The following is a 12,462-nucleotide window of genomic DNA, read 5'->3' as shown; positions in this document are numbered from 1 at the left end:
GACGTCGACCGACACGGGATCAGCCCAGAAACTTGGCGATGATCGCGTCGCCCATCTCGGTCGTGCCGACCTCGGTCATCCCCGGCGAATGAATATCCCTGGTACGCAAGCCCTGATCGAGCACGGCGGCGATCGCGCCTTCCAGCCGGTCGGCCTCTTCAACCATGCCGAAGGAATAGCGCATGCACATGGCGAAGGAGGCGATCATGGCGATCGGATTGGCGATGCCCTTGCCAGCGATGTCGGGCGCCGAGCCGTGCACCGGCTCGTAGAGCGCCTTGCGCTTTTTTGTCTTCGCATCCGGCGCGCCGAGCGAGGCCGACGGCAGCATGCCGATCGAGCCGGTCAGCATGGCGGCGATGTCGGACAGCATGTCGCCGAACAGATTGTCGGTGACGATGACGTCGAACTGCTTCGGCCAGCGCACCAGCTGCATGCCGCCAGCATCGGCCAACATGTGATCGAGCTTGACGTCGGCATACTTGGCCTTGTGCGTCTGGGTGACGACCTCGTTCCACAGCACGCCCGACTTCATCACATTGCGCTTTTCCATCGAGGTGACGTGATTCTTGCGCGTGCGCGCCAATTCGAAGGCAACGCCCGAAATGCGCTCGATCTCGAACGTATCGTATATTTGGGTGTCGATGCCGCGCTTCTGGCCGTTGCCGAGGTCGATGATCTGCTTAGGCTCGCCGAAATAGACGCCGCCGGTGAGCTCGCGCACGATCAGGATATCGAGCCCCTCGACCACCTCCTGCTTCAGCGAGGAGGACGCCGCCAGCGCCGGATAGCAGATTGCCGGCCTGAGATTGGCAAACAGCTCCATGTCCTTGCGCAGCCGCAGCAGACCCGCCTCCGGGCGCACCTCGTAAGGCACCGCATCCCATTTCGGTCCGCCGACGGCGCCGAACAGCACCGCGTCCGACGCCATTGCCTTGGCCATGTCGGCATCGGAAATCGCCGCGCCATGCGCGTCGTAGGCGCAGCCGCCGACAAGGCCCTCATCGGTGACGAAATCGCTGCCGAGCCTGTCGTTCATGGCGGAAATCAGCTTCTTCACCTCGGCCATCGCCTCGGGGCCGATGCCGTCGCCGGCAAGCAGGAGAAGATTTTTCGAAGCCATGGGGAACCGTCCTGATTGTGTCGTGAGCCGCGGCCTTGCTAAACGCCAAGCGGCCGGCGCGCAAGCCTGCGGTTCAGAGCATCGGACCCAAAAGTGGAAACCGGTTTTGGGAAAATCCGATGCTCAAGACAAAATGCCTAGAGATGCGAAAGGATATTGACCAGCCTGCCGAACGGGTCGCGTACGAAGAAGCGCCGCACGCCCCAGGGTTCGTCCGCCGGACCGTATTCGATGGCAAAGCCGGCCGTCCTCATGCTTTCAAGCGCGGCATCGACGTCGTCGACTTCGATAGAGATGTCCGGCACCGGCGTTCCTGATCCCCCTTCGGCCATGAAACTGACCTGCACGGACATCGTCTCTTGCGAGCCGTAGGTAGCGATCCAGCCCATATCCATCTTGAGATCGAGGCCGAGCACATCCTGATAGAAGGGTTTTGCCGCCGCGATATCCTGCGTGTCTATGTTTGCAACGATGCGCCTGACCTTCACCATGGGCCGATCCTCGTGCTGACCGTGTCGTTTTCGCAACCGTGACAGGCATCAGGCTGTGCGCCGCAGCGCCGTCACCTCGATCTCGATCTTCATCTCCGGCTTGTTGAGCTGGCACACGATCATCGTTGCCGCCGGCCTGATCTCGCCAAAGGCCTCGCCGAGGATCGGGAACACCACATCCACGAAAGCCGCATCGGTGATATAGTAATGCGCCCGCACCACATCGGCCGTCTCGAAGCCGCCGTCCCCGAGCGCCTTGGCGATCGTCGTCAGGCAATTGCGCGTTTGTGCCTCCACGGTCTCCGGCATCGACATGGTCGCATAATCGTAGCCGGTCGTTCCGGACACGAAACACCAGTCGCCCTGCACCACGGCGCGCGAATAGCCGGCGGTCTTCTCGAAGGGCGAACCGGTGGAGATCAGTTTTCGCATGGTGTCCTCCTTTTTTGCAGCGTAGGCGGTTTGGCGAAAGCGGCGGTGACGGCCGATCTCCCCCCAAGTGGGGGAGATGTCCGGCAGGACAGAGGGGCGCGCGAAGGATCGCGGCAAAACGATTTCTAATTCGGCGACCCCAGCGCCTTGTCCAGCGCTTCCTTGACGTCGGCCGGCCATGTACTCACCGCCGGCCACGCGTCCGGCTCGGGCTTGTCGCCGCGGCGGGCGAAATACAGCTTGTGCTTGACCGGGTCGACCGCCATGAAGCCGTCATTGCCACCGCAATCATGCGGCACGCAGCCGCTGGCAAAGAAGGCACCCGACGCGGTTTTTTCCGTGCCGCCGCCGACCAGTAGGCTGGTCGCCATGTCGGGCATGTCCTTGCCAAGCAGCGTCTCAGCTTGCTTGTAGACGGCCTCGTTGTGGAAGGCATCAATGATGTTGTCGTATTTCGACGGATCGACGTCCTTCCAGTCGGTGCCCGGCTCCGGCATGTAGGTCAGATTGCCGGACGTCGTCAGTCCGGCCGTCGGCGACCATTGCAGCGCCGGCTTGGAATCACCCGGCAGCAGATAGGGCACGAAATAGACGGCGCTGTCGGAGATCGCGGCCGGCGGCGCGCCGCATTCATCCTGCTCGACCGTGACCGTCTGGATCGTGCCGCCTTCCGGCTTCCAAACGATCACCTTGGCTGGGCCGCACTGGTTGCCGCCGTCGCCGACATCGACCAGCGCCACCTTGACGCCGCCGACCTCGACGATCTTGTCGAAGAAGACGTCGTAATTGCGCGCCAGTTCCTTGCCGTCGAAGGCGAGTACCCGTTCCCCGTATTCTTCCTCCTGGGTGATGGTCAGCTGGCCGCCCTCGAACGGGATCGGCGCCTGCTTGTCATCGTCGGCGGCGGCTGTGTCGCTGGCGCCTTGATCTGCCGCTGGCGCTTCCGTGGCGGGCGTCTGCGTCTGGGCATAGACGCTCGCCGGGGGCAGCAGCATCAGCGGCAGTCCGCAGGCAGCGGCAACAAGCAAGCGTGTCATCACATCCCTCCCCGGACACTTGGCGTAGAGGCTGACCGTCGGCGCGGCTTTAGAGCCTATGCCCAGGGCCGCAGCTCGGCGTTCTTCTTCTCGAACGAAGCGATGGCGCCGGCCTTCTCCATGGTCAGGCCGATATCGTCGAGGCCGTTCAAGAGGCAGTGGCGCTTGAATTCGTCGAGGTCGAACTTGACCACGCCGCCGTCCGGCCCGCGGATTTCCTTGGCTTCGAGATCGACCGACAGCGTCGCGTTGGAACCGCGCGAGGCATCGTCCATCAGCTTCTCCAGGTCTTCCGGGCTGACGGTGATCGGCAAGATGCCGTTCTTGAAGCAATTATTGTAGAAAATGTCGGCGAACGAGGTCGAGATGACGCAGCGGATGCCGAAATCGAGCAGCGCCCACGGCGCATGTTCCCGGCTCGAGCCGCAGCCGAAATTGTCGCCGGCGACCAGGATCTGCGCCTTGCGGTAGGCCCGCTTGTTGAGCACGAAGTCCGGGTTTTCCGAGCCGTCGTCCTTGTAACGCATTTCGGCGAACAGGCCGGTGCCGAGCCCGGTGCGCTTGATCGTCTTGAGATAATCCTTGGGGATGATCATGTCGGTGTCGACATTGACGATCGGCATCGGCGCGGCGACACCGGTGAGCTTGGTGAATTTTTCCATGGTTCTTGCCCGTCTTCTTCTCGTTGCGGGGAATTGCTGGCGCTCGGTTTACACAATGCCGCGGGCAAATAAAAGACGGCTGTTTTTGGACTTCCGTCGTCGATCGAAACACAAAATCGGTACAAACAGCTTCAAAACCGCCGGCCCATGGTGCACTTTTGTCGACATGACAACGCGATCCACGATCCTTTACGCCAGCGAACCGGGCCTCGGCATCGCCGAGTTCCACCGCGTTCTGGTGGAATCCGGCCTCGGCGAGACACGGCCCGTCGATGATCATGCCCGTTTGAAGGCGATGCTCACGAGTGCCGACCTAGTGCTCACCGCGCGCATCGATGCACCGGGCAAGCCGCTGGTTGGTGTCGCTCGCGGCATCACCGACTTTTCCTGGGTCTGCTATATCTCCGAGCTCGCTGTTTCTGCATCGGCGCAAGGGCTGGGTATCGGCAAGGGTCTGATGGATGAGGCACGCCGGCAACTCGGACCTTCCGTTGCCATCAGCCTGATCTCCATGCCCGACGTCGTCGGCTTCTATGAGCGTATCGGCATGGAGCGCATGCCCAACGCATTCTGGTTCGGCCGCAAGCAATGAAATCCACTCCCAGCGACCTCAACCCGCGCATCCTTGGCCAAGATTCTGCCTCTTGACATGCAACCAAATAGTTGCATATTAGGGTCATGAGCATGGATTATGTCTTTCGGGCCTTGGCCGACCCGACACGCCGGCGATTGCTGGACAGCCTTCATGCCAGGAACGGACAGACGCTGAACGCGCTGTGCGGTGAGATGGACATGACGCGCCAGGCGGTGACCAAGCATCTGGCGATCCTGGAAGAAGCAAACCTCGTCGCCACCATCCGCAAGGGACGCGAGAAGCAACATTATCTGAATCCCGTTCCCATCAACGAGATCGCCGAACGCTGGATCGGCAAATTCGAGCGGGGGCGACTGGGCGCCCTCGGCGATTTGAAGAAACGCCTCGAAAGGGAAGACTGATGAGCAACATTTTCGTTTATGTCACCTACATCCGCACTTCGCCCGAAAAACTCTGGCAAGCACTGACCGAGCCGGAGTTCCAGCGGCAATATTTCCTCGGCGCTCAAATGCTAAGCGACTGGAAACAAGGTTCGGCGTGGAAGATGGTTTACACCGACGGCCGCGTCACCGACAGCGGCGAGGTCCTCGAGATCGATCCACCCAAGCGCATCGTGCTCAAATGGCGCAACGAGTTCATGCCCGAGGTCAAGGCGGACGGCTACACACGCTGCACCTTCGCCCTCGAGCAGGAGGGCGAGATGATGAAGCTCGCCATCACACACGAAGCCGATGGACCGCACAAGCTGCTTGGCCATGTGGCGAACGGCTGGCCGCTCATCCTGTCCAGCCTGAAGAGCCTGCTCGAAACCGGCAAAGGCCTGTCGCGCCCGGCGTCGAAGGCTTGAGGTTGTTTCGATAGCGAAACGTTTCTGGAGGCAGGGCGATGTACAGTTCCGCGGTGCACAGCATGACCAATGGCGAGACCGTTATGGCGAGCGCCGATGTTCGCGCGCCGCCCGAGCGGATATTTGACGCCCTCGTTACACGCGACGTCGAGCGCTGGTGGGGGTCCGCCAAGACCTACAGGATGACCGGATGGGCGGCCGACCTCCGCGTCGGCGGCCGCTGGAGCGTCACCGTCGAGACGGCGGCCGGCAGACACCTGCCCGCCAGCGGCGAATTCCTGGAGATCGAAGAGCCGCGCCGGATCGTGCAGACGCGGAGATACGACTGGGACCATCCGACGCTTGGCCGCCGCGAAACCAAAGTCGCCTGGCTGCTGGAGCCGATCGCCGGCGGCACACGCGTCACCATCTGCCATGGCGGCTTCGCCGGCATCGCTGCTGCCGCAACGAAGCATGCCGAAGGCTGGGCCCGGGTGCTGGGCTGGCTTCAGGCGTATCTTGGTACGGGCGGCTTGGCGGCGGCTTAATCCACCAAGCAACGGTAGCATCCCTTCGCGCCAGCGTTAAATTACATTCAATTCCCGAAACGGCCGCCCGTCGGCAATCCGGCTGTACCCGAACGCCGAGCAATCCACCGTGCGATAGCCGCCATGCACTATCAGTTCGGCCAGCGCCTTGCCGACCGCCGGAGCCTGCTGCAAGCCGTGACCGGAAAACCCGTTGGCGAAGAGGAAATTGCCGACCTCCGGGTGCGGGCCGATCACCGCGTTCTGGTCGAGCGTATTGTAGTCGTAATGGCCGACCCAGGCGCGCGTCGGCTTGATCGCCTCGAAGGCCGGAATGCGGGTCGCCAGCACTGGCCAGATCACCTCTTCGAACAGCGGCCAGTCGGGGTCGAAGTCGGCGGGGTCGGCCGGTCCTTCGCCCTCTTCCGGCTCGGCGCCGCCGGTGATGTAGACCGAGCCCTCCGGCCGGACATAGATGCCGCTCGGGTCGACCAGCAGCGGCATGTCGTCATATTTTTCGCGCGCCTCGAAGACGAAGACATTGCGCTTGCGCGGCTCCACCGGCAGCGCCAGCCCGGCCATTGCTGCCACCTTGCCGGCATTCGGCCCGGCGGCGTTAACGACGGTGCCGGCCTCGAGCCGCTCGCCATTGTCGAGGGTCACACCGGCGACGCGCTTCCCCTGCCGCTCGATACCGGTCACCGACGCTGTGATGAAATCAATGTTCTTGCTTCGCAGTGCCTTGCGGAACAGCATCAGCATCGCGTGCGCGTCGAACCAGCCTTCGCCGCTGCGGCCATAGGCGCCGGCGGAAATGCCCTCGACCGACAGCCACGGAAAGCGGCGGACGAGCGCCTCTGCATCCTCGAGCAGGATGTCGGCGCCCTCGGCCATCTGCGCTTCGTGGTTGGCCCGCAGGATAGGCAGCCCGTTTTCGCCGGCAAGGATGAGATAACCGCCTTCGCGAAAGCCGATATCGGCGTCCGCGCCAAACTCTTCCCTGAGCCGCCGGAACAGTTTCAGCGTGAATTGCGACAGACGGATGTTTTCCGGGATCGAAAACTGCTGGCGGATGGAGGCGCAGGACAGTGTGGTCGCCGCATGAGAAAATTGCGGGTCGCGCTCGACAAGCGCGATCGAGCCCGAAAACCCTTCCTTGCGCAGGTAATAGGCAACCGACGAGCCGACGATGGCTCCGCCGATGATGACGATGTCGTAATGCACCTTTTCGCCCTTCCGGTCTGAATCGCCGAGTCACGCCGCCGGCAGGATGATCTCGAAGCGCGTGCCGCTCGCCGAGTCAACCAGCCGGATCGTGCCATCATGCGCTTTCAGGAGGGCCAGCACGATGCCGAGGCCCATGCCGGTGCCGCCGGAATCGCGGCGCGTGGTGAAGAACGGCTCGAAGATGCGGCCTCGGTTGCTGGGCGAAATGCCGGCGCCGTCGTCGTCCACCACAATGGTGGCCTTGCCGTCCGCGCTTGCGGCCGTGATCGAAACCAGCGTTGCGCCGTGCCGCGCCGAATTGTCGATGAGATTGGCCAGCACGATCGCCGCGTTTTCGGCCGATATGCGCAGACCGATCTGGGCGCCCGCCTCGAGGCGCAGCGCCAGCCTGTCGTCGGCCGGCAGCAGCGCCAGTGCAGCAGTGAGCGACGTGTTTTCGCCGCTCGGTTCGAGATTTTCGGCGCGCGCCAGGTCGAGCAGGCGGCGCACCAGAAGGTTGAGCCGGCCGGCATCGGTGACGATATTGTCCGAAAAACGCCGCCGCTCGGCCTCGTCCATCGCGCTGCCCGAATCGCGCAGCAGTTCGGCGGCCCCCTGGATCGCCGTCAGCGGCGATTTGAGCTCGTGCGAGACGTGGGTGGCAAAGGTCTGGATGCCGTCGGAGCGTGCGTGCAGCTTTTCGGCCATGTCGAGGAAAGCAGCAGAGAGTTCACCCATTTCGCGCGTGCCGTGGTGATCGAGCGGCCTGATCGCCGCGCGGTCGCCGGCGGCGATGCGTTTCGTGCGTTCCATCAGCGCATAGATCGGACGGCTGACGGCCCGCAGGAAGACCAGCCCGATCAGCAGCGCGCCGCCGAGGATGGCGATTGCTGCCAGCGCCACCTTGCCGCGCTCGCCATAGAGATGCTTGACGATGTTGTTCGGCGTCCGCGACAGATAGACGACGCCGGCGACCTTGCCGGAGACCGCAACCGGCATGGCGACGAAGACGCGAACCTTGGTGCCGCGGCTGACCGAATAGAGCGGCGGCGACGGCTGGTCGGGAACCCGCAGCCTGAGCGCGCTGGCGTAGCGGCCGGCAAGCGCTGCGCGAACCTCGTCGACAGCCGCGAGCGACAGGCCGGCCTCCTCACGGCCGGCGATGACCACGCCTCTGGGATCGAGCAGCCGGAAGCCGGCGAGCGTGGTCTTCTGCGTCTCGGCAAGAATGTCCGACAGGCGTGCGCCGATTGCAGCGAAGGCGGGATCGGCGCTGGCCGCGGTGGCCGCGGGCCGGGTCGGCAGGATCCTGTCGGACGCAAGATCGAGGCGCGGTTCCATCGGCTGGTAGGGAGAAGCCCGATCGCTGGTGTTGGGTGAAGGCACGGGTGCGCCGAGCTTTTCCGGGGCAAGGCCGGCCTCACGGACCTCTTGCGCATAGATCGCGCCAAGGGCGGCGCCTTGGGCGATCAGCTCGGCCTCGGTCTGCCTGATCAGCTGGTTCTCGTAGAGCCGGAAGAAAAACAGGCCGGCCAGCGGCAGCGCCATCACCATGATCAGGATGGCGATGACGACCGTGGCGAGGCGAGGCCGCCATTTGCTGCCAACCCATTTTTGGGCGCTCAACTCCCGCATTTACCCAGCCGAAAACCGACGCCGTGCACGGTCTCGATCGCATCGACGCAGCCGACGGCCGCCAGCTTGGCGCGGATATTGCGGATATGGCTGTCGACGGTGCGGTCTGCGACATGGATATTGGCCACATAGGCGTTGGCCATCACCATGTCGCGGCCAAGCACATACGCCGGCCGCGCCAAAAAGCCTTTCAGGATCGCGAATTCGATCGACGTCAGCGCCAGCGGCTTGCCGTCGAAGCTGGCTGTATGGCTTGCCGGCACCAGCAACAGTCTGCCATGCGAGAATTGCCGGTCGTCGGCTGGTTCCGGCGTGGACCGAGCGCGGCGCAGAATGACGTTGACGCGGGCGACCAGCTCGCGCGGGCTGAACGGCTTGATGACATAATCATCGCCGCCCATCTCCAGCCCGAGGACGCGGTCGATCTCTTCATCCCGCGCGGACAGGAACAGCACCGGCAGGTCGGATGTGTGGCGCAGCCGCCGGCACACTTCCAGCCCGTCCATTTCCGGCATGCCGATGTCGAGCACGACGAGATCGGGCGCATGGCGCTCTATCGCCTGCAAGGCAGCCGCGCCGTCCGGCACCGCCAGCGTTTTCATGCCGGCCTTTTCCAGCGCGAAGCAGATGATTTCGCGAATGTGCGGGTCGTCGTCGGCGACCAGTATGTGGTGCGGCATCAAATCAGCGGCCCGGCATGAAGGGTTCGGACATCGGAGGAACCACGAACGGGCCACGCCTGTCGAGGGCGCGGTTGAGCCGCCAGTCACGAAAGCTCCAGCCCCGCCAGTTCTCCTGGCCGGCGCGGAAGCGTGCTTCGTCCTGTGCATACCAGCCGGCGAGTTCGCGGATGGAGGCATCCTCCGCGGAAACCGTCCTGCTCTGGTGCTGGACGAAGCGATCGAGCGCCGGCAAGGCGCCGGGCCCGAGCGAGCGCAGGTACCAGACGTCGAGCTGGGTGCCTTGGCCGGTCATTTCGAAGCAATGGTCGACATTGTAGTTGGCGATCAGCGCGGCAAAGTTGATGAACGAGCAGGCATAGAGCGTCGCCGATAGCGTCAGAAGATTGGCGGCAAGCAGCCATTCGTTGGACTTTTCGCGCGCGATGCGGGCCATGATCAGGACAAGGCCCGCCGCCACCAGCCCCATCCAGACGAACGCAGCGACACGCCAATAGGTCAGCGCATAGATACCGATATAGAGATCGAGCCGCAGGATCGACGAGATCACCAGGAGGATGTTCTGCGCCACCCAGGCATAAACCAGCCGGCGGATGAGCGGATCGCCGGAGGTCGCGCTTCCCGGCCGCAGCGCCGCCAGCACGAAGCCGGCGGCCAGCAGCGCCGTGACGATCAGCGGATAGGCGCCGCGATGCGCGTAGGCGGCATAGGTCAGCCCGTCGGGAAGCGCGATGCCGCCCCACAGATAGGTGGCGTCGAGTGCGCTCTGCACCGCGAACAGGATGTTGAAGACGACGAGCGCGCGGAGGATAGCGGCCTTGCCGAAGACGATGTCTTCGATCGTGGGACTTATGGCTGGCCTCGTCGGTGTGCTGGCAGGCGTTCCCAACCGAGGAATATGCCGGAGAAGCCGCGGCAGGCGCGGCCGCAGAAAGGCCCATACGCCGGCGAGCGCGAATAGCCAGAAGGCAAGACGCGGCAACTGCATGAGGTTGAGCAGGGCGAAGAGATCAATCAGCGAAAACCAGTATTCGATGACGGGATTGGCGGCGCCGAACAGCGCGAGGAACACTGCGCCGAGGCCCAGCGGCATGACCCAGACGGCGATCGCCGCAAGGCGCACGCGCCGCCGGCCAAGCCGCCGCGCCGCCATGCGCCAGCGGAAGAAATCAAGGACGAGCCGAAATGGCGTTGCAAGCAGGAACAGCGAGAGTTGGCCGGCAATGCGGGCAAGGCCGAGCCGCAACCGTCCGGCCAGTGAAAGCGCGAAGATGGCCGTCGTCGCCAGCGCGATCGAGACGGACAGTGCGCTGACATTTTCCACAAGCGGCAGCAGCGCCATGAACAGCGCAACCGGCTTGAACCAGAACCTGCCGTCGTTGAAGGCGCCGAGAGGATGGAGAGCCATGCTCGCCGCTGCAATCGCAACGCCGAACAGGAAAAGCGTGATGCCCGCCGGTTGGCCATAGAAGAAAAAATCGGCCAGTGCGACGAGCAGGACGGCAACGCCGAAGCGGTAGCAATAGCTCGGCGCCGCCGGGAGGAATACTATCATGATCGGGCTTTCTCGGCGGCTTTGATGCGGCCGGTGGGCGAGGATTTCCGGACGAAAGGGAGGAGGTTTACCGAAGTCCGGGGCGGATCGACGAGCCACCAGCTTTCGCGGCGAAGCCGGTACGGCAGGGACCAACGGGAGTTCGTTTGCTCTTGCATGCCGCCCTTGTCGCATCCGGTCGGGTGGCAAGCGGGGCGGAGACGAGGAGATTTTCCGAAGTTGCGTGCAGTTTTTATGCACGGCTTGCCTCGGCCGGCTGCAGACGGCATAGATCGGAGATGACCACCGAAAGCTACCGCCCGCGCCGCTCGGTGCTTTACGTCCCGGCTTCGAACGACAAGGCGCTGGCCAAGATCCAATCGCTGGCCTGCGATACCGTCGTCATCGATCTCGAGGACGCCGTCGCCCCGGCCGACAAGCCTTCCGCGCGCGAAAAGCTGGCGGCGATTTTCGCCGGCCGTTCCAACCGGCGCTGCGAGATGGTCGTGCGCATCAATGCGCTGTCGAGCGAGTGGGGCGGCGCCGACCTGCTGGCCGCGGCAAAATGCTCGCCCGACGCCATCCTGCTGCCCAAGGTCGACACGCCGCGCGACATTCTCGAGGCCGGCGACGTGCTCGACGACAATTTTATCGCCGACGAAGTCAAGCTATGGGCGATGATCGAGACGCCCAGGGCGCTGCTCAATATCGGGCCGATCGCTGAGCTCGGCCGCGATCCGGCCTCTCGACTGGCTTGTTTCGCTGCCGGAACGAATGACCTGGTCAAGGACACCGGAATTCTCTCCACGCCCGACCGGCGCTATCTCGTTCCATGGCTGATGCAGATGGTGCTCGCGGCGCGTGCCGGCGGCCTCGACCTGCTCGATGGCGTCTTCAATGATTTTCGCGATATGGACGGGTTTGCGCGCGAGTGCACGGAAGCGGCCGCCATGGGTTTTGACGGCAAGTCGCTGATCCATCCGGCTCAGATCGAAGCCGCGAACCGCGCCTTTGCACCGTCGCCCGAAGCAATAGCCGAAGCGCGCGCGGTCAAGGATGCCTTCGCGCTCGCCCAAAATACCGGTAAGGCGGTAGTTGCGCTGAACGGCAAGATGGTCGAGCGGCTGCATCTGGCGCAGGCCGAAAAACTGCTGGCGAAGGCCGCCGCTGTTCGCGCATGACTAACGCAACTGACGACAGGATTGAAGAATGAAACTCTACCGTTTTCTGTCCGGTCCGGACGATTCCAGCTTCTGCCACAAGGTGACGGCGGCGTTGAACAAGGGCTGGCACCTGTTCGGCTCGCCGACCTATGCCTATGACCAGGAAGCCAAGACCATGCGCTGCGGCCAGGCCGTGGTGAAGGACATCGAGGGCCAGGAATACGGCCCCGACACCAAGCTCAGCGACTGGTAGGGAGGTTCGCTGAAGCGCTCGTCCTTCGTCATCCTAGGGCGTAGCAGTCGCGAAGCGACGTCGCGGAGTACCCTAGGATCCATGCCGTTACCTCTGCCGAAGGGCACGGCGGATCAGGATTAGTGTGATCTACCACCGATCGGGATAGCCCCGTTACCCAGAACGGGATGATGAGCGTTCGGTTCTGCACCGCCGGCGCACTGCATCACTATCACGGCATGATGGGGTGGACGGCGCCCGACGGCATCGGATGTGCCAGAATGAGTTCGTTGAGATCTCAAACAAGGGAGCCGTCCGT

At 63.6% G+C, this 12,462-nt stretch carries 15 protein-coding genes; 6 read left to right on the top strand and 9 right to left on the bottom strand.

Translation table 11 applies throughout. From position 1 onward, the window contains the following. Nucleotides 1-19: 19 nt before the first annotated feature. From leuB to leuD, 5 genes are all read right to left on the bottom strand, one after another. Nucleotides 20-1,123 carry a 3-isopropylmalate dehydrogenase gene (leuB, locus tag NKH59_RS06275; protein WP_353021334.1) on the bottom strand — a complete coding sequence of 368 codons (1,104 nt, stop codon included), beginning with the start codon at nucleotides 1,121-1,123 and terminating at the stop codon, nucleotides 20-22. Between the two features lie 137 nt (nucleotides 1,124-1,260). After that, nucleotides 1,261-1,611 carry a VOC family protein gene (locus tag NKH59_RS06270; protein WP_352570210.1) on the bottom strand — a complete coding sequence of 117 codons (351 nt, stop codon included), beginning with the start codon at nucleotides 1,609-1,611 and terminating at the stop codon, nucleotides 1,261-1,263. Nucleotides 1,612-1,662: 51 nt separating this feature from the next. Continuing rightward, nucleotides 1,663-2,046 carry a RidA family protein gene (locus NKH59_RS06265; RefSeq protein ID WP_352570052.1) on the bottom strand — a complete coding sequence of 128 codons (384 nt, stop codon included), beginning with the start codon at nucleotides 2,044-2,046 and terminating at the stop codon, nucleotides 1,663-1,665. Nucleotides 2,047-2,171: 125 nt separating this feature from the next. Further along, on the bottom strand, nucleotides 2,172-3,083 hold the full coding sequence (locus NKH59_RS06260) for an Ivy family c-type lysozyme inhibitor (protein ID WP_353021333.1): 912 nt from the start codon (nucleotides 3,081-3,083) through the stop codon (nucleotides 2,172-2,174). A gap of 56 nt (nucleotides 3,084-3,139) precedes the next feature. Beyond that, entirely contained in the window at nucleotides 3,140-3,745 is a 606-nt protein-coding gene (gene leuD / locus NKH59_RS06255; protein ID WP_353021331.1) for a 3-isopropylmalate dehydratase small subunit, read from the bottom strand. A 166-nt stretch (nucleotides 3,746-3,911) separates the two neighbouring features. Between leuD and NKH59_RS06250 the strand changes: the two genes are divergently transcribed. The 4 genes from NKH59_RS06250 to NKH59_RS06235 all read left to right on the top strand — a co-directional run bounded on the left by NKH59_RS06250 (nucleotide 3,912) and on the right by NKH59_RS06235 (nucleotide 5,714). Then, the gene (locus NKH59_RS06250; protein WP_353021422.1) at nucleotides 3,912-4,337 is read left to right on the top strand and encodes a GNAT family N-acetyltransferase; all 426 of its coding nucleotides are present in this window, start codon (nucleotides 3,912-3,914) and stop codon (nucleotides 4,335-4,337) included. A 92-nt stretch (nucleotides 4,338-4,429) separates the two neighbouring features. Beyond that, on the top strand, nucleotides 4,430-4,741 hold the full coding sequence (locus tag NKH59_RS06245) for an ArsR/SmtB family transcription factor (protein WP_353021421.1): 312 nt from the start codon (nucleotides 4,430-4,432) through the stop codon (nucleotides 4,739-4,741). Further along, nucleotides 4,741-5,187 carry an SRPBCC family protein gene (locus NKH59_RS06240; RefSeq protein WP_352541961.1) on the top strand — a complete coding sequence of 149 codons (447 nt, stop codon included), beginning with the start codon at nucleotides 4,741-4,743 and terminating at the stop codon, nucleotides 5,185-5,187. The genes NKH59_RS06245 and NKH59_RS06240 overlap by 1 nt, the downstream gene beginning before the upstream one ends. A gap of 38 nt (nucleotides 5,188-5,225) precedes the next feature. Continuing rightward, complete coding sequence (locus NKH59_RS06235) at nucleotides 5,226-5,714, top strand: SRPBCC family protein (RefSeq protein WP_353021330.1); 489 nt, start codon at nucleotides 5,226-5,228, stop codon at nucleotides 5,712-5,714. A 36-nt stretch (nucleotides 5,715-5,750) separates the two neighbouring features. Here NKH59_RS06235 and NKH59_RS06230 read toward each other — a convergent pair whose 3' ends face one another. Genes NKH59_RS06230 through NKH59_RS06215 form a run of 4 tightly spaced genes read right to left on the bottom strand, consistent with a single transcriptional unit; the run spans nucleotide 5,751 to nucleotide 10,769 of the window. Continuing rightward, the gene (locus tag NKH59_RS06230; protein ID WP_353021328.1) at nucleotides 5,751-6,917 is read right to left on the bottom strand and encodes an NAD(P)/FAD-dependent oxidoreductase; all 1,167 of its coding nucleotides are present in this window, start codon (nucleotides 6,915-6,917) and stop codon (nucleotides 5,751-5,753) included. Nucleotides 6,918-6,947: 30 nt separating this feature from the next. Then, complete coding sequence (locus NKH59_RS06225; RefSeq protein ID WP_353021326.1) at nucleotides 6,948-8,534, bottom strand: ATP-binding protein; 1,587 nt, start codon at nucleotides 8,532-8,534, stop codon at nucleotides 6,948-6,950. After that, on the bottom strand, nucleotides 8,522-9,214 hold the full coding sequence (locus NKH59_RS06220) for a response regulator (protein ID WP_353021324.1): 693 nt from the start codon (nucleotides 9,212-9,214) through the stop codon (nucleotides 8,522-8,524). The genes NKH59_RS06225 and NKH59_RS06220 overlap by 13 nt, the downstream gene beginning before the upstream one ends. Nucleotides 9,215-9,218: 4 nt before the next feature. Beyond that, complete coding sequence (locus NKH59_RS06215) at nucleotides 9,219-10,769, bottom strand: DUF4153 domain-containing protein (RefSeq protein ID WP_353021321.1); 1,551 nt, start codon at nucleotides 10,767-10,769, stop codon at nucleotides 9,219-9,221. A gap of 278 nt (nucleotides 10,770-11,047) precedes the next feature. On the opposite strand from NKH59_RS06215, the gene NKH59_RS06210 reads away from it, so the two are divergent. After that, nucleotides 11,048-11,929: an HpcH/HpaI aldolase/citrate lyase family protein gene (locus tag NKH59_RS06210; protein ID WP_353021319.1), complete on the top strand. Its 882-nt coding sequence runs from the start codon at nucleotides 11,048-11,050 to the stop codon at nucleotides 11,927-11,929. Nucleotides 11,930-11,957: 28 nt separating this feature from the next. After that, complete coding sequence (locus NKH59_RS06205; protein WP_352470863.1) at nucleotides 11,958-12,164, top strand: DUF1737 domain-containing protein; 207 nt, start codon at nucleotides 11,958-11,960, stop codon at nucleotides 12,162-12,164. Nucleotides 12,165-12,462: the final 298 nt, after the last annotated feature.

This window comes from Mesorhizobium sp. M0998 (assembly GCF_040318885.1).
In the GTDB taxonomy this organism is placed as follows: Bacteria; Pseudomonadota; Alphaproteobacteria; order Rhizobiales; family Rhizobiaceae; genus Mesorhizobium.
This window is presented reverse-complemented; position numbering and strand designations above follow the sequence as displayed.